A 19,060-nucleotide genomic window follows, 5' to 3' on the forward strand; every position below is an offset into this window, starting at 1 on the left:
ACTTTTTTTATGTGATATTTAGGGATAAAAATGCAAGGTGGCTGAATGACCGAGAAAGGAAAGGATTCAAAAATTAATGATTTTGAGCTGGAGCCGGTACCGCAGAATGCAAAGCGGAGCTGGATGGTGATCAGCTTGATATGGTTGGCGATCGGGATTGATATTTCAGGCTTGTTCCTCGGGGCATTCTTGAGCAGTGGTTTACCGATTGACCAAGCACTGACGGCCACTTTTATTGGTTCGGCTTTGCTAGCCATTATCGCTATGCTGTGTGCCAACATAGGCTATCAGGCTGGGGTATCAACGCCGCTGATCAGTAGCGCGGTGTTTGGTCGCCTAGGTGGCAAGACAATGGGGGCTATCACCGGGATCTCGCTGGTGGGTTGGTTTTCCTTCCAAGCTGACTTCTTTGCCTTGATTATGGTTGATGCCCTGGCCAAATACGATCTGGTGGTTTCCCATGGTGCGGCTTTGGTTGGTGGCGGCATATTGATGATGGTGACGGCCATTTATGGAGTACGGGCACTGGGTAAACTCAGTACTTACTCTGTGCCTTTGATGGTCACGCTGATCACCATTGGTCTTTATATGGCGTCAGGCGCTCAGTCTACCTCAGCCAAAATGATTGAGTCGCCGCTCTCGATGGGCGAGGCAATCTCTTTCGTGATGTCTATTTGGATCCTTGCGGCAGTCGCAGCCCCGGATATCGCCCGTTATGCCAAAACCCGTAAAGACGCCATTCTCGGTGCTGGATTTGGCTTCCTGTTTGGCAACAGCGCCATCATAGTGGTTGCCTTGTTGCTGACCCAGATGACAGGTACCGATAATCTGGTCGATGTCTTCTTTTCATTAGGCTTGGGGCTGGCTGCCATTATCGTGCTGGTCTTCGCCCAGTGGACGACTAACAGCAGTAACCTATGCTCTGGCGCACTGGGTATGTCGGTGACGCTGCCATCGGTACCCCGCCCATTGTTGGTGGTATTGATGACTATTGTCGGCTTGGGGATAGCCCAATTTGGCATGGTGGATAAGTTTACCGCCTTCCTGACATTACTGGGTGTGACGATTGCCCCGTCTGCAGGGGTTTATTTGGCGCAGTATTACCTTATTGATAAAGAGGCACTGACCTTCGAGCGTATCTCTAACGCCCCTGATTGGATGTTCAAGGGTTTGATTGCTTGGGGATTCGGCAGTGTCATCAGTGGCTGCACTGCAGGTGAGTTTTTCGGATTGTTTACGTTAACCAGCATTTCGGCCATCGACGGCATCCTTGCCTCGCTGGTGGCCTATATGGTGCTCGTAAAGTTGTCAGTCATTGAAAAGGAGACTGTGCGTGATTATCAATGAACAAATGATCGATGATATTGCCTTGGGCGCAACCGTGCTGGGAACAGGCGGAGGAGGAGATCCTTACAGCGGTGCCTTGATGGCTAAAGTCGCGATTGCTAATGCGACTAAACCGGTTGAGATTATTGCGCTCGATGAAGTGGCTGATGATTGGATGACCGTACCTTCATCTATGATTGGTGCACCGACAGTGGCGATTGAAAAAATCAATTCACGCGAGCAGATGCTAGTGGCCTTCGAAGCTATGGAGCTAGCGGTGGGCTGCGATATTGAAGCGACCTACCCGATTGAAGTGGGCGGCTTTAACTCCCTCATACCTATTTTGGTGGCGGCACAAAAAGGGATCCCGGTAATTGATTGTGATGCTATGGGACGGGCTTTTCCTGAATCGCAAATGGTGACCTTTTACCTTGATGGTTTGCCATCAGCACCCAATACCTTGGCTGATGAAAAAGGCAATGTGGTGATCTTGCATCCGCTTGATGGTGTATGGTCTGAACGCTTTGCCCGTCCGATCACCGAACAGATGGGCGGTTCGGCGGCGATGTGTGATTATCCAATGCGCGGTGCGTCTCTTAAGCGCAGTGCGCTGCCAGCAACCCTGACTAAGGCGATGAAGATCGGCGCTGCTATCAGGAAAGCCAATGACGAAGGACTAAGTGGCGTTGTCGCTGTGCTGGACATTGTCGGTGGCCACAAGATTATCAGTGGCAAAATCATTGATATAGAAAGAAGCACCAGCGGTGGCTTCGTGAAGGGTGGTGTGACAATCGAAAGGCTGATACAGGCGGATCCTGATTCAGACTTAGATAGCGTGTATGTCCATTTCCAAAATGAATTATTGCTCGCCCATAAAGGGACTCAGGCCGAAGATTTAGCGCAGGATAATCTATTGGCGGTCACACCGGATCTGATCTCGATTTTGGATCATGAAACTGGCCACCCCATTACGACTGAGCAATTGCGCTATGGCCAACGGGTTGATCTTATTGCTTACCCGTGCGATGAAAAGTGGCGCACAGAGAAGGGAATTGATGTTGCCGGGCCTGCTTACTTTGGCTACTCAGCCCAATATTGCCCGGTGGAATCACTGAAACGCTCAGAGACACAAGCGAAATAGGAGAGAGTGGTATGGAAGAGAAACAATTTCGCTTAGGTCAATTTCGTTTAGGCATTGATGTTGGTGGTACCAATACTGATGGCGTACTGCTTGATACTGCGCTCAACTGCGTGGCTAAAGTCAAAGTAGCAACAACCACAGATATTGCATCTGGGATTGATGGGGCAATATCGACCTTGCTTGAGCAAGCCAATATTAGTGGCGAGCAAGTTCAGTACGCGATGCTGGGCACAACCCAGTGTACCAACGCCATTGTTGAACGTAAGGGGCTCGACAAGGTTGGAATGATCCGTCTGTCGTTGCCTAGCGGTAGTAGTGTCCCACCACTTTGTGGTTGGAGCCGTGAATGGCAGGCGGTACTCGGTGGGCACTTTTATGAGGCGCACGGTGGCTATGAATACGATGGTCAGCTTATTGCTGATATTCAAGAGGCGGAAATTCGCCAGCTTTGCCAACAAATGCGCGGCCATGTTGATTCGATTGCACTTTGCGGCGTGTTCTCGCCGGTAAATAGCCAGCAGGAATTGCAAGTGGCACAGTGGTTGCGTGAAGAGTTGCCGGGTGTCGGCATTTCTCTGTCCCATAAAATTGGTAGTCTGGGCATACTTGAGCGTGAAAATGCCACTATCCTCAATGCGGCACTGCAGGGAACCGCCAAGCGTTTTGTGGAAGGGTTCTGCCATGCGTTGGAAGCTCATCGCATCCATGTGACTCCGTATTTTGGCCAGAATGACGGCACTTTGATGTCACAAGTGTTTGCTCTCAAATACCCGATCCTCACTGTAGCGTGCGGGCCAACCAATTCGATCCGTGGTGCTAGTCATCTCACAAAGTTGACCGATGCCATTGTGGTTGATGTTGGTGGAACTACGTCGGATATCGGTGCTTTGACTCACGGCTATCCGCGTGAATCCAGTGCGGCGGTAGAGCTTGGCGAGGTGCGTACCAATTTCCGGATGCCGGATATTCTGGCTATCGGGATTGGTGGCGGTACTGTGGTTAAAGGTGCTGTAATTGAAGGTACTGAAAGTCATGATTCGAATTGTTTAGTGTTGGGCCCGGAAAGTGTCGGCCACCAATTAACGCAATTGGCACGCAGCTTTGGCGGAGAGACCCTGACCTTGACCGATATTGCACTATCCACAGGCGCTATGTCTTGGAATGGCCAACCTGCCGCCCAACGGTTGGATATGAGCAATCAACTGGCTGAAGATATTTACCAGATGATGGTGGAGCAGGTGGAAGAGGGCATCGATAAGATGAAAACCTCGGCTGCCAAGGTCCAAGTGATCCTAGTGGGTGGCGGTAGTGCCTTGCTACCCGATAGCTTCAATGGGGTGAGTGAAGTGGTTCGCCCACAACACTTTGAAGTGGCCAATGCGATTGGTGTTGCCCTAGGTGAGATATCAGGGCAGCTGGACAAGATCGTCGAGATTGCACCGGATCAACGGCAGGTTGTGCTCGAGGCATTAGCGTTGGAAGCTAAGCAATTGGCGGTGGAAGCCGGGGCTTGTCCTGACAGTGTCCAGGTGATTGAACGCCATGAAATCCCACTTAGCTACCTGCAAGGCAATCGGGTCCATGTGAAGATCAAGGCAGCGGGAAAGATCGCCTAACTTAATGGTCCCTATTTTTAATGCTCAGGCCCGGGTTGTGGTGCCCGAATCGCGATATCATTCTGGGCCTGAATTTGGCAAGTCTCTGGCTAGGTTACTGTTCAAGTAACCTCAGTGCTTTATCGAGCAGCTTTCTTGCCTGATCGATACTTCCGCTATCCTGATCGCGCGGCGCAGTACTGGCGCGCTCAATCAAGGTAACGTCAATGTGAGTGATATCAACGTGATCAGATGCTGTGGCCAGTAACTTGTTGACGGCGGTCTGGCCAAGCAAGGTGAAGTCCTGCTTGATGGTTGTCAGGGGAGGGGAGAAAAACTCACTGTCTTCGGTACCATCAAAGCCGATCACCGAGACACTGCTTGGCACCTCAATACCCATTTCATTCAATGCTCGTAGCGCCCCCAGTGCCATTTGGTCATTGGCGACCAAGACGCTGTCGAAGTCGCGGTTTTGCATGATCGCCCGGCGCATCGCTTGGTATCCGCTGGCGGCAGACCAATCCCCTTCCAGCTCAGCGACAACGGAAAATGCTTGTTTGGTAAACACATCACGCCAGATCTGGGTTCTCAGTTGCGAAGCGTGGGAGATATGTGGGCCTGTCAGAAAAACCGGTTTATTTCGCTGTTGCTTTATCAGCAGTTCCGCGCCTTTTCTCGCTCCACTTTCATTGGCACTGCAGACCGCATTGACCTGCGTGTCTTGAGGGACGTCGATGAATAGCAATTTTACCTTGGTGTACTTGCCAACCAACTCAGTCGCGAGCTCAGCAGAAACTGGGGCATTGATGATGATGGATTCAACTTGCTGGGCAATCAGCTCTCTGACGGCACTTTCAATATCGTGATCTTCAAGATCATCAACCGCCGATATTGCTAGCGTATATCCCGCCTCATGGGCCTGTTGGCGTACGCCGTTGGCTATCATTGCAGCACCGTGCAACGCCATATCCAGGGTTATTAAGCCAATGATTTTATTCTGAACTTTGAGTGCCTGTGCTGCCTTGTTCGGTATATAACCCAACTCATCAATAGCGGCAAGAACCCTCTCCCGGGTTTTGTTCGACACATTCTCTGCCCCATTGGTTACTCGGGATACTGTTTGGGTGGATACGCCAGCCAAACGGGCGACATCTTTAAACGTTGCAGTCATTGCTTGCCATCCATTTTTATCATCAAAAGCATTTTACCATGAACACGAGGAAAGACATTTTGTTGTCTTTGTGTTTTCGAAAACATTTAGTGATGGGTCTCACGTTGTGGGCTTTATAAAGGGATCTTTGATCACATTTTAGCCGTTGTTCGCTTTTGCAGGGAGGGGGTGTTGGCTTAGTTTGTTTGTAAATGTTATCGAAAACAATTTTGAGAGACCCATGACAAAATTACTTCACTTGCAAAGCCAGAACCTGAGTTTGGTGTTTAAGTTAGGGCGTATCCCGGAAATAATCCATTGGGGTAACAAGGTTGCCGCCATTGATGAAGACTTGTTTCTTGCGACCGAGCGTCCTGTCAGCCAAGCACGACTTGATGTCGATGTACCGTTGACCATATGTCCTGAACTGGGAGCAGGGCATTTCAATGCGCCGGGCTTGGAAGGCAATCGCCAAGGCAGTGATTTCGCTCCAGTGTTTACCATGGAAAACTATCATTGTGATGGTCAGAAGGTGGTGTTCGAGCTGGTGGATGACGTGGCCTTGCTGCAGTTGAATGTTGAGTTTGAACTGGATGTGAGCAGTGACGTGTTGTGTCAAAAGCTCACCATTAAGAACTTGGGTGATGAAGCCTATTCTCTGGATAAGTTAGCCTGTACATTGCCTGTCCCTTATCACGCCAATGAATTGATGACGTTCCATGGCCGCTGGTGCCAAGAGTTCCAGACCCACCGTGTTGCGTTTGAACATGGTGGCTTTGTGCAGGAAAACCGCCGTGGCCGTACATCCCATGAAAACTTCCCAGGTCTGTTTGCTGGTGCTAAAGGGTTTACGGAGCAATCAGGACAAGTGTGGGGGTTCCATTTTGCCTGGAGCGGTAACCACCGTATGCGTGCCGATGTACGTAGTGATGGTCGTCGTTTTATTCAAGCCAGCGAGTTGTTGTTTTCCGGTGAAGTGGCACTGGCCCCGCATGAAAGTTATTCAACCCCTGAGCTTTATGCGACATACAGTAGCGCTGGCTTGAATGGGATCTCCGAGCGCTTCCATCGTTATGTTCGCGAAAACATCCTTGCATTTACCCCAGAGCAAGCTCGCCCTGTTCACCTTAACACGTGGGAAGGGATCTACTTTGATCATGATCCTGACTACATCATGCAGATGGCCAGCGAAGCGGCACGAATGGGCGTTGAGCGCTTTATTATCGATGACGGCTGGTTCATCGGCCGTGATGGTGAGAAAGCAGCGTTGGGCGATTGGTATCTGGATGAAACTAAGTACCCGAACGGCCTAGAGCCGGTCATTCAACATGTGATTGATCGCGGCATGGAGTTTGGCCTGTGGGTTGAGCCTGAAATGGTGAGCCAGGATTCCCTCCTGTACCGTGCCCACCCTGATTGGGTACTGGGTATAGATGGCTATCAGCAACCATCGGGTCGCTGGCAATATGTACTCGATCTGCAAAATACTGACTGCTTTGACTATCTGTTTAATCGCTTGGATGACTTGTTGTCCCGCTACCAGATCAGCTATCTCAAGTGGGACATGAACCGCGAACTGGTTCAACCGGCCCATGAAGGTAAACCAGCGGTCAGGGGACAGACTCAGGCATTCTATGCCCTGCTCGATCAGCTACGAAGCAAACACCCTAAGGTTGAAATTGAATCTTGTTCAAGCGGCGGTGGCAGGATCGATTTTGAAGTTCTCAAGCGTACTCACCGTTTTTGGGCCTCTGACTGTAATGACGCACTTGAGCGCCAGACGATACAGCGTGGTATGAGCTACTTCTTCCCGCCTGAAGTGATGGGGGCACATATCGGTCCAGCAGAGTGTCACTCGACCAATCGGATGCACAATATCAACCTGCGGGGTGTAACCGCCCTGCAAGGCCACATGGGCGTAGAGCTTGATCCGGTCAAGGTTGGCGAGGAAGAAAAAGCAGCCTTTGCCCGTTATATCGAACTTCACAAGAGCTTCCGATCGCTACTGCACAATGGACGAGCTTTCAGAATTGATCCGGCCGATGAGCGTCAGTATATCTATGGCGTTGAACATCAGGATGAAATGCTGATCACAGTTTGCCAACGCGCGATGCCGACCCACGCATTGCCAGCACCTTTACGCCTTAACTGTTTGGATTCAGAGGCAATGTACTCAGTCAAAATAGTCGAGATGCCACAGACCTCTTTCCAACTGATGAAACACCGCCCTGCATGGCTTGGCAAAACCCTGCATCTCCGGGGAGATAACTTGATGGAAATCGGGCTTATTTTACCGATCCTCGATCCCGAATCAGCTCTGATCCTACACCTACAAAAAGATTAAAACATACCCGGTGGCATCTAAAGGTGCCGCCAAACAAAAGGAACTGAAAGATGGAAATTACACTCATTTCATTCTTCTTGTTCACTGGCTTTGTGGTTTGGTTTACCTACAGCAAAGTAAAGAACTCGAAGAATGACTCACACGATGGCTTTTTTCTCGGCGGCCGCTCTCTGACCGGTGGTTTGATTGCTTCGTCACTCATTTTGACCAATCTTAGTGCGACCAGTTTTGTCGGGATGTCCGCCCAGTCATATACCCATAATATGTCGGTGATGGGCTGGGAGGTTGCCAGTGGGGTAACACTGGTTTTGATCGCCTTGTATTTGGTACCTCGGTACCTCAAGCAGGGGATCACCACGGTACCTGATTTCTTGGAAAGCCGTTATGACTTGGGCGTGAAGAAGTTTGTGACCTTGCTGTTCTTGTGCCAGTACATTATCAATATTCTCCCGACCACTTTGTACGCTGGCGCAGTGGTATTGACGGGCATTTTTGATATCGAGTCTATTTTGGGTATTTCTGAATTCCAGGCCATTGCGTTGATCAGTGCAGCTATCGGCTTACTGGGCTTCTTCTATGCCATTTACGGTGGACTAAAAGCGGTGGTGATAGCTGATACCATCAATGGTGTTGGCCTGATTATTGGCGGCTTGATGATCCCTGTTTTCGGCTTGTTTGCCCTTGGCGGTGGCAGCTTCGGTGAAGGCTTAGATATCCTTCTGTATGCCGCGCCTGAAAAGCTGGAGTCAGTAGGCTCAGCCAGTGATCCACTGCCGTTCTCGACCTTGTTTACCGGCCTGCTTTTGGTCAACCTGTACTACTGGGGTACCGATCAGTCGATTATTCAGCGTGCGCTAGGGGCGAAAAACCTTAAAGAAGGTCAGAAAGGGGTGATCTGGGCGGGTGCTATCAAGGTGATCTCACCACTGTTCCTGATTATTCCGGGGATCATTGCTTTTCACCTGTTTGGTGCCGATGCGGGTAATCCTGATACCATGTACACCCGCTTGGTTAATGAAGTGCTGCCTAAGCCATTGGTGGGTTTCTTTGTCGCGGTAATGTTTGGTGCCATCCTGTCGACGTTTAATGGGGTACTGAATAGCTCGACTACGCTGTTTGCCTTGAATGTCTACAAACCGATCTTTGCCAAAGAAGGTATGTCCGACAAAGCATTGGTCGCTAAAGGCCGAGTATTTGGAGTGGTGATTGCGATCGTCGCTATCTGTATTGCACCGTTTATCATGTATGCCCCTGAGGGCCTGTTCCAGTACCTACAGATGGTGGCGGGCTTCTTTAGTGTGCCAATCTTTACCATTGTCTTTGTCGGTTATATCTCAAAACGTGTTCCGGCGATTGCGGCAAAAGTGGCGCTAGTGGTTTTTGTTAGCTCCTATGCTTCAATGCAGCTTATTTTCAAAACGCCGCTGCACTTCTTGCATCAACTGGCTATTTTGTTTGTGGTTTGTACCGTGTTGATGTTCGTGATTGGCCATTTTGCTCCTCGTAACAGTGACTATGTTATGCCAGTTAATGAGAGCATGGATGTGACGCCTTGGGAGTTCCGCTTCGAAGCATCAGCCGTCATTTTATATATGGTACTGGGCGCTTACATTATGTTTAGCAAGGTTGGCTTTGTCTCTGACGACCCGACTTTCATGCAGGTATATGGCTTGTGTGGTGTGGTCATGCTGGTGGGTATTGCCGTTAGGTACGCCAAGAAAAAACAAGCCTCGCAGCAAGCGTTAGCATCAGAATCCTAACCACGATATGTGTTGCTAGATAATTACGCTACATGAAATGAAAAGCCCGGCAGTGTGCACATTGCCGGGCTATTTTTCATTCAAGCAAGGTCGAACGAGGGGGCGGTTTACACGGTGAATTGGTTGGTCGTTGCCAATTCTTTAAACCAAACAGAGTGGCGTTTAGGGATACGGTCACCGGTTTCTAAATCTAATCGGTAGAAGCCGTAGCGACGCTTGAACGAGTTGAGCCATGACCAGTTATCAATAAAAGTCCACTGGTGGATACCGAAACAATTAGCGCCATCTTCCATCGCGCGATGGAGCTGAATGAAGTGCTCTTTCATTAGCTCGGTACGGAAGCTGTCGTCAATCATGCCGTCTTCCTTAACGGGTCCTTCCGATTCCAAGTCCATCGCAATACCAATCTCGGCCAGGTACCATTTGATGTTGCCGTAGTTGTCCTGGATATTCTTGGCGATATCGTAGATAGCGGTTGGTAGGATTTCGTTGTTGTCGCGGTAAGGGTTGAAGCGGCCTTGTGGGTTAATGTAATTTTCGAAGTACTTCTCAGGCGTGAAGTAGTCCAGTGTGTATTCGGTTTCTCGGGCTTTGACGCGGCGTGGTACGTAGTAGTTGACGCCAAGGAAGTCGACCTCAGCAGATTTGATTTCATCAATTTCTGCGGTGCTGAATTCAGGCATGATGTCGTTATCACGCAGGATCTGGCACAACTCCTCTGGGATGGTGTTCTTCACCATAGGGTCGAGGAAGCTGCGGTTGAACAGCAGATCGGCATACCATGCGGCTTCCTGGTCAGCATCGCTGTCGTTGCGGGTGTAGGAAGGGGTGAGATTCAATACCACGCCAATCTCACCATCTAACTTCATATCGTGGTACGCCAATACCGCTTTGGCATGGGCCACCATGATGTTGAAAGCAACTTGTACGGCTAGCTTGCCGTCTTTTTTGCATGGGTAATGGAAGTCATACAGGTAACCGCCCTCAACTGGCACAATCGGCTCGTTGAAGGTGATCCAGTGCTTGACCTTATGGCCGAAGTGTTTGAATGCAGTGCGGGCAAACTTCTCGAACAACTCGATAACGTGCTTGGACTCAAAACCGCCGTACTGATCTTGTAGCTGAGCGGGCATATCGAAATGGTAGAGGTTGATCATCGGTGTGATGCCGTTGGCGATCATTTCATCGATATAGGCATGATAGAAAGCGACTGCATCCGGGCAGGCTTCACCCGTTTCGAAATCTTTGATCAGGCGTGACCATTGAATCGATGTCCGGAATGAGTTCATGCCGATCTTTTTCATCAGTGCAGCGTCTTCTTGGTAACGCTCGTAGGTTTGGCAAACTGTCGTAGGGCCGATCTCCTTGAAGAAACGCTCAGGGTTGCTCTGGTGCCAAGTATCCCAAATAGACGGGTGGACTTGATTGGTTGTGCCTTCAGTTTGAATACCCGATGCTGCTGCTCCCCACAGGAAACCTTCCGGGAAAGTGTACGTTGTCATAGTGTCCTGCCTGTTAGTTGTTCTGCTGGAGCAATCTACTGGCATAGGCTGAGAAAATATAGATTAAGACGGAAACCGGTTTCCATAGGATGAGAGTGGTCACAAAAAACAGGTAGGGTATCGTTGATTTTGTGATTTTGATCTAAACGAAAAAACCGCTCAGATCAGGCGGCTTGGATGGGGTGAAGCGTTTTATTGCTGGTGTAGGGCTTATTTTTGGCACACAGGACTTATCGCTGACGCAGGGCTTCTTGTTCAATCAATTGCTTTTCATGGACCTTGAAGAATGGGCGGTAAATCATCCATGAGTTAAATATCGCAAAGAGGCACATGAACATGTTCTTCCAGCTCCCGTTAGCAGCCCATGCCGCGCCCAGTGGCGCCGGCATTGACCAGGGTAGCAGCGCTACCATCCTGTCGAGAATACCGATGTCGGTGAGGTACCAGGCAACACATGCATTGACCAATGGTACGCCGACAAAGGGGATCAAGAATAGCGGGTTCATGATGATCGGAAAGCCGAACAATATCGGTTCGTTGATGTTGAAGAGCGATGGGATGAGTCCAATTTTGCCCACTGACTTCAGTTGTTTAGATTGGCTTCGCATTGCCATGAAAATAAGTGGCAGGGTCGAGCCGATACCGCCGATTAGTATGTAATAGTCCCAGAAACCTTGCATGTAGATATGCGGTAATTGTTCGGCACCGCTGGCAAGGGCCTGTTGGTTTTCAACCAGATAAGTCATCCAGAACGGATTCATAATCCCGGTGATGATCAACGTGCCATGAATACCGATAAACCACAGTAAATGGCAGATAACCAGTGAGATGAGTACAGCCGTCAGGGTATCGGAAGCGACGATTAATGGCTGGAAGGCGGCGGCAATCAGCTCCGGTAGAATCATACCGGTATGCAGTTGTAGGTAGGCGTTGATAATGCTGATGGAGAGCAGAATAAACATTAGCGGCACAATCAGCTTAAAGCCATTGCGGGTCATGATCGGTACTTCATCAGGCAGGCTGATATACCAGCCTTTACTATAGAAAAACCTAATAATTTCAATTGAATAAGTGCTTGATATTAAAGCGGTGAAGATCCCCATACCTCCAAGATAGACATTAGGCATGGCACTGCCGCTAAAACCAATAAACAGCAGGAAAGCCAAACAGCCGGTGAGGCCGGATAAGCGCTCAGGGATCTGGTATTGCTTGGCCAGACTGGCACTGGAACCAAAGGCAATAATCAGCGCAATTAAGCCGATAGTCAGCTCGAATGTGGGGGCGAGAAGGGGTCTTAGGGTGAGGTAGAGTTGACCGAAAGTGCTGGTTTGGTTGATCGCAAATGGCGGAAAGATAAAGGGCACTAACAAGCTACCGACGATCACAAACGGCATGGCTAATGAAAAGCCATCTCTCAAAGCGGTTATGTGATTACTGCGTGTCAGCCAGTTTGCCAGTGGTGAAATACGTTGTTCGATAACACTAGCTGCGACATTCATTACTTGAATGTTCATAGGTTTTGCTAATCCTTTGGAAACAGTTTCCGTTCTGAATATTGAACGGATCACATTTTGCCAGAACATTCTGGGTTTTCTGGTGATCGACCTCACAAATAGAGATGGACCGCATGGAAACCGGTTTCCTGGGTTTTCCGTTGGGCGTATATTTCAGTTCTAAATCATTCGGGATAGGACTTAAAAATGAAAAAAATTATGTTGTGTTGCTCTGCAGGTATGTCGACAAGTTTGTTGGTGAAAAAAATGGTCGCTGAAGCGGACAAGCGTGGCTTGGCTGCTGAGATTCAGGCTTATGGTGCCGCAGAATTTGATCAGCAGGTGGGTAATTATCAAGTGGTTTTGCTTGGTCCACAGGTGAAATACATGCAGCCGGATTTACAAAAGAAAGCTGACGCCCATGGCATCAAGGTTGAGCCAATTAACATGATGGATTACGGCATGCAGAAGGGCGACAAGGTGTTGGATTTTGCCCTGTCGTTAATTGACGGTTAATCACAAACGACAACAATAAAGGAATCGTTATGAGTGCCCTATACGACAAGTTAATCGGGGTGATTGAACAAAAAATCACCCCAATGGCTGGCGCCATCGGACAACAAAAATATGTTACGTCTATACGTGATGGTTTTATCGCTGCACTGCCTTTCATGATTGTTGGCTCATTCATGTTGGTGTTTATATTTCCTCCGTTCTCACAAGATACGAGCTGGGGCTTTGCCCGCGCATGGCTGGACTTTTCCGAGCGACATTTTGAAACCTTGATGCTACCGTTTAATTTCAGCATGGGGATAATGACCTTGTTTATCTCGGTCGGGGTTGCCGCCAGTTTGGCGCGGCACCACGATCTTGATCCGCTAACGACAGGTATGTTGTCGTTCATGGCATTTATGTTGGTGGCGGCACCACTTGAAAATGGCATGATTTCCACTGCGTATTTCTCGGGCCAGGGTATTTTCACCGCGCTGATCGTGGCGATTTATGCCACCGAGGTGTATGCCTTCCTTAAACGCAATAACATCACTATTCGCTTACCCCCTCAGGTCCCGACCGGTGTTGCCCGCTCGTTTGAAATCCTGATTCCGGTATTGGTGCTGATTTTGACCCTGCACCCACTGAACCTGTTTATTGAGTCGCAAACAGGTATGATCATCCCACAGGCGATCATGGCTTTGGTTGAACCTTTGGTCTCTGCATCCGATACTTTGCCTGCACTTCTACTGTCTGTGCTTGTGTGTCAGATCCTATGGTTTGCTGGCATCCACGGCGCGCTGATCGTGACTGGTATCATGAACCCATTCTGGATGGCGAACCTATCTGTTAACCAAGCGGCAATGGCAGCAGGTGAAGCTATCCCGCACATCTATGTTCAGGGCTTCTGGGATCACTACCTACTGATCGGTGGCGTGGGTTCGACCTTGCCACTGGCCTTCCTGCTACTACGTAGTAAAGCCATTCATCTTCGTACAATCGGTAAAATGGGTGTGGTACCGGGTATGTTCAATATCAACGAACCTATCTTGTTCGGTGCGCCAATCATTATGAACCCACTGTTCTTCCTACCATTTGTGTTGGTTCCTATGGTCAATGCAACGCTGGCCTATATTGCCCTTGACCTTAACTTGGTTGCTCGCGTGGTATCACTCACGCCATGGACAACGCCGGGTCCTATCGGTGCCTCATGGGCGGCGAACTGGTCATTCAGTCCTGTCGTTCTTTGTTTGCTTTGTATGGCATCAGCGGTCTTGATGTACATGCCTTTCCTAAAAGCTTACGAAAAGCAATTGCTTGAGCAAGAAGCAGCGAATAACGCGGAAGAAGAAGCGGCTCAAGGCGAACCTGTAACAGCGTAATGTCAGATAAGCCAAAGCAAGTATTTAAGAAAACAATCAATTGTTTTAGCGAATAAAACCCAGCCCTGCGGCTAGATGGCAGGGCTGTAACAAAGCGGAGAGTTAAGATGGATTTAGAAGAACAGGTCATGGGCATCATCATCAATGCTGGTCAGTCTCGTAGCCTCTGTTACGAAGCGCTACGCCATGCCAAGCAGGGTAACTTCACTGAGGCCGAGGGCCTAATGAAGGAAGCTCAGGAGTTTGCCAACCAAGCCCATTTGGTACAGACCCAGCTCATTGAAGCAGATGAGGGTGAAGGCAAAACCAAAATGACACTGATTATGGTTCACGCTCAAGACCACCTGATGACCTCGATGCTGGCCAAAGAGTTGGTCGCAGAGCTCATTGAATTGCACCGCAAGGTCCAGTGAGCAACAAATAAGAGAGGGTGGTTAATGAGCCCTCTCACCCAAATACTTCACGATGAATAACGTTCCTTCATGGTTACTCGTAATGCATACTGAGGACGCCTGAAAGGCTCTTGGTTCTCAGTCGCCTCGCAGCGTGTTTCCGTTAGTTTTGGAAACCAGCGGAAACTACCCGAGATAAAAGAGAATTTTTAGTGCTGCTGAGTGTATGTCGTAGGGGCTATGGTATGATAAAGATGTGCTGCTATTTGACGGGCAATCAGCTTGTCAGGTGCAGTAGGGAATTTGGGGTAACAACAATGTAGTACGGAAAATGGCAACTATTACTGATGTTTCAAAGCTCGCCAATGTGTCTAAGGCCACGGTCTCCCGTGTGCTCAGTGGTACGCGAGGGGTAAAGGAAGAGAGCCGAGTAGCGGTGTTAAAAGCCGTCGGTGAGTTGAACTACCGGCCGAACGTTGCTGCGCAGAATCTTGCGAAGCAAGCTTCACATTATATCGGTGTCGTGTTGCCATCGGCCGAGGCAACCAATGTCGCAAACTACCTGCCATTGTTATCCAAAGGTCTTAAGTCTTTCAATAAATTCATGTTGCTGCACTACGCCAGTGATGCTGACGATCAACGCAGGGTCATTGATGAGCTGCAAGATCAGTGTGAAGCGATCATCGTAATGGGCGCGCCATCGGTAGGTCCTCAGCCCGCCAATGTGGTCCACTTCGATAACGTGTCTATCGAAGGCAGCATTGTCAGCGGCTACAACTATGCTTTTGCCACCGAAAGTGCTTGCCGCTATGTGCTTGGTAAAGGTCACCGTCACATTGCCCTGCTCGTCGATGATGCCAAGGAGGCCGCCAGCCAACAGATGCTGGATGGCTATCGCAGTGCGCTGCAAAATCTTTCAATTCCATTCAATCGCCAGCTGGTGGTGGAAGCCAAAAACGATGTCGAGCAAGGGTTGCTGGCACTGATCAACAGCTTTACCAAATACACGGCTTTGGTGGTAAAACGAGATAGCTATGCTGCCCAGGCAATGCGCCTGATGCGAGAATTCAATATCGCGGTACCGCAGGAAGTATCGATCATCAGTTTGGAAGACTCGCCACTGGCGAGTTTGCTGTATCCCCCTCTGACGTGTATCAGCTATCCGACTGAATCATTGATTGATGATTGCCTTAAGCGGGTACAGAGCATCGTCGAAGGAAAGCCTCAGCAAATTGAACAGCCCCCTGCTGTTGCTGGTCGACTGGTTGCTCGTGCGTCAGTAACGACCTTAGCGTAATGTGCTGAATCGGTGTGGTCGAATTGACTATGCTGCAGGTTGTGAATCGCCTATATCCGTCAAGACGTTATCCTGCATGTGAGCGTCATCTTCTCCGGTATTCCTATAAAGATTATCTTTGCTGTGATCCGTGGCGTAGAGTTGCGTCACAGCATAGACTTGCATTTCCGAAACACATCCAATTGTATTATTATATTTCTCGTTGACGGCTTATCTTCGGATTGGCTCAGTACGATCATTTCCCCCAACCGGATAGCGCCCATGTCTCACACCTTGTTACCGAACATCATTGAATTTCTGACCCATGTCGACCCCTTTGATAAGTTGCCTCAGGATTGCCTCGAAAAAATCGCAGGCTGCATAAAAATTAATTATCTAGGGCAGGGAGAGCGTATTGCTTTCTCGACCGACCAAGAAGAGTGCTACCTCTATATCATCCGCACCGGTGCGATGGAGCAGCGCAAATCCGATGGGGTGCTTCGGGCCAAGTTGGGTGAGCAAGATATCTTCGGCTTTAGTTTCCTGCAAACAGAAGGGGACAGTAGCAAAGCTGAGATGGCTTATACGGCGACAGCGATGGAGAACTCCCTGCTGTATTTGATCCCCCATGGCAAGCTCAAGCATATCCTGCGTTCTTATCCGGAATATGCCCAGCACTTTGCCGCTCAAGCGCAAGTTCGCATTCAATCAGCGTTGAGCGTGGTGTGGTCGGATGATGAAAAGGGGTTGTTCTTCAAAACCGTCGCAGAGGTTGCTAGCGATAGGGTCGCTGTTGTTCCGGCAACAATGTCGATCCAGCAGGCAGCCTACCGGATGACAATTGAAACGCCGTCGCCAGTTGCTGTGGTGAAGGATGGCAATACAATTGTCGGGGTTATGACCGATCGCGATTTGGCCAAGCGGGTACTGGCAAAGTGTGTGAATCCCAGCCGACAGATCCAAGAAGTGATGACCCCCAACCCGCTAACGGTTGCGCCGGATGACTTGGTGATGAAGGCGGCCTCTTTGATGATGCAGCACAATGTCCGCAGCCTTCCCGTCGTAAAAGAAGGGCAAGTGGTCGGGGTGGTAACAACAACCCACTTGGTGCAGAAGCACCGGGTGCAAGCTATCTTCCTGATCGAAAAAATTAACTATACCGACTCATTAGAAGAGCTGGTGGCGTTGGCGCCAGAGCGGCAGGCGATTTTTGAAGCCTTGATCGAGGGTAATGTCGGCTCGGAGATCATCGGTCAGGTAATGGCGATGCTCATGGATACGTTTAATCGCCGTATTTTGCAATTGGTGGAAGCTAAGATGGGCCCACCACCTTGTGAATATGCTTGGGTGGTTGCGGGCTCCCACGCCCGCAATGAGGTTCATGCCTTGTCCGATCAGGACAATGCCATCATTTTATCTGATGATGTGACAGGCGATCAGCGTATGTATTTCAAACTACTGGCAATGGATGTCTGCAAGTGGATGGATGCCTGTGGTTATAGCCTGTGTAGCGGCAACTTCATGGCATCGGTTCAGAAGTGGTGCCAGCCATTGTCTGTGTGGAAAACCTATTACTCGAAGTGGGCGGAAAACCCTGAGTATGAGCGACTGCTCAATATTACGGTTTTCTTGGAAGTGAGGGCTATTCATGGTCAAACTGAGCTCTCTGAAGAGTTGCAGGCGCACCTGATGAGCCTACTGGGCGAGAACAGCACTTTCTTGAGTATTCTGGCCAAGGATACCGTTGCTAACCAGCCTCCGCTCGGGATTTTTAATAAGTTTGTGTTGGAGAAGAATGGCGAACAAAGCAATACCCTCAATATCAAAAAGTATGCTCTGAACCTGATCGTCGATTTGGCTCGGATCTATAGTTTGTCGGTGGGTTGTACTCTGACGGGTACTGAGGAGCGTTTCCAATATGCCTTTGATCACGGCTGCTTGAGTGAAGAAAGCCTTAAGGACATCATTGGTGCCTACCGTTTTATTACCCGGGTGCGTTATAGCCATCAACTTCAGGCACTGAAAAAAGGTGACGTGCCGGATAACCATATTTCTCCTGATATGTTTGGTAGCTTCGAACGTAAGCACCTCAAGGATGCGTTCCGCATTATTGCTGAACATCAGGATGCAGTGAAGTTGCGTTTCAGCCAAGCCTAAGTGAAGTACCGTAGGGGAAATCCAGAATAATGAAACGTATGTTGTCGTATTTTAAACCACTAAACCGTTTAGCCAGAGCCCAAACGAAATGGCGAGATGCTTATGCTTCCCAAGCGTCGGATGGGCCGGTTATCCAACTGCTTGAGGGGAGTTTGCCCACGCCAGATACCTCTATGCTGGATCTCGATATTCTTTGCCTCGATTTTGAAACGACAGGGCTTAACCCTGACAAAGATCAGATCTTGAGCATTGGCTATGTCGAGATGCAGAAAGGGATGCTTAACCTTAGCAGTTGTGAAGAAACTTATATTAAAGACAGCAGTGGCATCAATGCCCAATCGGCGATTATCAATCAGATTACCCCAGAAATGCTGACAACCGGTCTGGCATTGGATGAGGCGATGGAAACGTTGTTTGCCAAAATGGCAGGCAAGATTGTGTTGGTCCATGGGCTGACGGTTGAAAAGTCTTTTATCGAACATTATCTGCAAAATCGTTTTGATATGGCTATGCCACCAATATTATGGCTTGATACTTTGCTGATTGAGAAAATGTTGGTGACCAACCGGCACATGCGTGAAGAAGGGGACTACCGGTTGTCTTCTATCCGCCTGCGCTATGGCCTACCGGAGTACCCTAGCCACGGTGCCTTGATTGATGCGGTTGCCACCGGTGAGTTGCTGTTGGCACTGATGACAAAGTGTTTCGGCCCGTCGAAACCGCGGTTGGAAGAGGTGTATGACATGCACCACTATGAATTGACGACTAACCACCGCTAAGTTTTTCTAGGGGCCTGAGCCGCCCCTCATCCTTTACATTGAAGCGGTTTTCAATATAGCTTGTTTTCTATTGCTCTCCAGAAAGTGAGAATCTGACTTATAGTTAAGATGTGATCTGCTGAGTGAGAGCATCTGATGAAACGTCTGGCAACCGTAAGTGCAAAGCCGTGGGGTCGCACGAGGTTATATTTGCAAGCACTCCTGGGGGGATGCGGTTTGTTGGCCCTAATGGGTTGTGAAAGTAGTATGTTTACACGCAGTTATGCCGAGC

The 19,060-nt window shown here is 49.3% G+C and carries 14 protein-coding genes; 11 read left to right on the plus strand and 3 right to left on the minus strand.

Translation table 11 applies throughout. From position 1 onward, the window contains the following. The first annotated feature begins 45 nt into the window (after positions 1 to 45). Genes ACVA53_RS00360 through ACVA53_RS00370 form a run of 3 tightly spaced genes read left to right on the plus strand, consistent with a single transcriptional unit; the run spans position 46 to position 4,083 of the window. Entirely contained in the window at positions 46 to 1,347 is a 1,302-nt protein-coding gene (locus tag ACVA53_RS00360; RefSeq protein ID WP_446504222.1) for a cytosine permease, read from the plus strand. Beyond that, complete coding sequence (locus ACVA53_RS00365; protein ID WP_446504223.1) at positions 1,334 to 2,467, plus strand: DUF917 domain-containing protein; 1,134 nt, start codon at positions 1,334 to 1,336, stop codon at positions 2,465 to 2,467. The genes ACVA53_RS00360 and ACVA53_RS00365 overlap by 14 nt, the downstream gene beginning before the upstream one ends. An 11-nt stretch (positions 2,468 to 2,478) precedes the next feature. Continuing rightward, positions 2,479 to 4,083, plus strand: coding sequence for a hydantoinase/oxoprolinase N-terminal domain-containing protein (locus ACVA53_RS00370; RefSeq protein WP_446504224.1), 1,605 nt, complete (start codon positions 2,479 to 2,481; stop codon positions 4,081 to 4,083). 94 nt (positions 4,084 to 4,177) lie between these two features. On the opposite strand, the gene ACVA53_RS00375 is transcribed toward ACVA53_RS00370, so the two are convergent. Beyond that, entirely contained in the window at positions 4,178 to 5,233 is a 1,056-nt protein-coding gene (locus ACVA53_RS00375) for a LacI family DNA-binding transcriptional regulator (RefSeq protein ID WP_446504225.1), read from the minus strand. Between the two features lie 220 nt (positions 5,234 to 5,453). On the opposite strand from ACVA53_RS00375, the gene ACVA53_RS00380 reads away from it, so the two are divergent. Together ACVA53_RS00380 and ACVA53_RS00385 are read left to right on the plus strand one after the other, a co-directional pair. Beyond that, a complete protein-coding gene (locus tag ACVA53_RS00380) occupies positions 5,454 to 7,556 on the plus strand; it encodes an alpha-galactosidase (RefSeq protein ID WP_446504226.1) in 2,103 nt (700 codons plus the stop codon). Between the two features lie 50 nt (positions 7,557 to 7,606). Then, positions 7,607 to 9,316, plus strand: a complete 1,710-nt coding sequence (locus ACVA53_RS00385) for a solute:sodium symporter family transporter (RefSeq protein WP_446504227.1) — start codon at positions 7,607 to 7,609, stop codon at positions 9,314 to 9,316. 107 nt (positions 9,317 to 9,423) lie between these two features. On the opposite strand, the gene ACVA53_RS00390 is transcribed toward ACVA53_RS00385, so the two are convergent. Both ACVA53_RS00390 and ACVA53_RS00395 read right to left on the minus strand, forming a co-directional pair. Beyond that, positions 9,424 to 10,818: a glycoside hydrolase family 1 protein gene (locus ACVA53_RS00390; protein WP_255044490.1), complete on the minus strand. Its 1,395-nt coding sequence runs from the start codon at positions 10,816 to 10,818 to the stop codon at positions 9,424 to 9,426. 230 nt (positions 10,819 to 11,048) lie between these two features. Then, the gene (locus tag ACVA53_RS00395; protein ID WP_446504228.1) at positions 11,049 to 12,332 is read right to left on the minus strand and encodes a PTS sugar transporter subunit IIC; all 1,284 of its coding nucleotides are present in this window, start codon (positions 12,330 to 12,332) and stop codon (positions 11,049 to 11,051) included. Positions 12,333 to 12,518: 186 nt separating this feature from the next. Between ACVA53_RS00395 and ACVA53_RS00400 the strand changes: the two genes are divergently transcribed. From ACVA53_RS00400 to ACVA53_RS00425, 6 genes are all read left to right on the plus strand, one after another. Then, positions 12,519 to 12,827: a PTS sugar transporter subunit IIB gene (locus ACVA53_RS00400; RefSeq protein WP_255044488.1), complete on the plus strand. Its 309-nt coding sequence runs from the start codon at positions 12,519 to 12,521 to the stop codon at positions 12,825 to 12,827. Positions 12,828 to 12,856: 29 nt separating this feature from the next. Beyond that, on the plus strand, positions 12,857 to 14,185 hold the full coding sequence (locus ACVA53_RS00405) for a PTS sugar transporter subunit IIC (RefSeq protein WP_255044487.1): 1,329 nt from the start codon (positions 12,857 to 12,859) through the stop codon (positions 14,183 to 14,185). A 107-nt stretch (positions 14,186 to 14,292) separates the two neighbouring features. Next, on the plus strand, positions 14,293 to 14,598 hold the full coding sequence (gene chbA, locus ACVA53_RS00410; protein WP_255044486.1) for a PTS N,N'-diacetylchitobiose transporter subunit IIA: 306 nt from the start codon (positions 14,293 to 14,295) through the stop codon (positions 14,596 to 14,598). A 310-nt stretch (positions 14,599 to 14,908) separates the two neighbouring features. Further along, complete coding sequence (locus ACVA53_RS00415; protein WP_446504229.1) at positions 14,909 to 15,874, plus strand: LacI family DNA-binding transcriptional regulator; 966 nt, start codon at positions 14,909 to 14,911, stop codon at positions 15,872 to 15,874. A gap of 261 nt (positions 15,875 to 16,135) precedes the next feature. Next, a complete protein-coding gene (locus ACVA53_RS00420) occupies positions 16,136 to 18,010 on the plus strand; it encodes a DUF294 nucleotidyltransferase-like domain-containing protein (protein ID WP_446504230.1) in 1,875 nt (624 codons plus the stop codon). Positions 18,011 to 18,039: 29 nt separating this feature from the next. Next, the gene (locus ACVA53_RS00425; RefSeq protein ID WP_446504231.1) at positions 18,040 to 18,789 is read left to right on the plus strand and encodes a 3'-5' exonuclease; all 750 of its coding nucleotides are present in this window, start codon (positions 18,040 to 18,042) and stop codon (positions 18,787 to 18,789) included. Positions 18,790 to 19,060: the final 271 nt, after the last annotated feature.

The sequence above is a fragment of the Photobacterium sp. DNB23_23_1 genome (assembly GCF_052873815.1).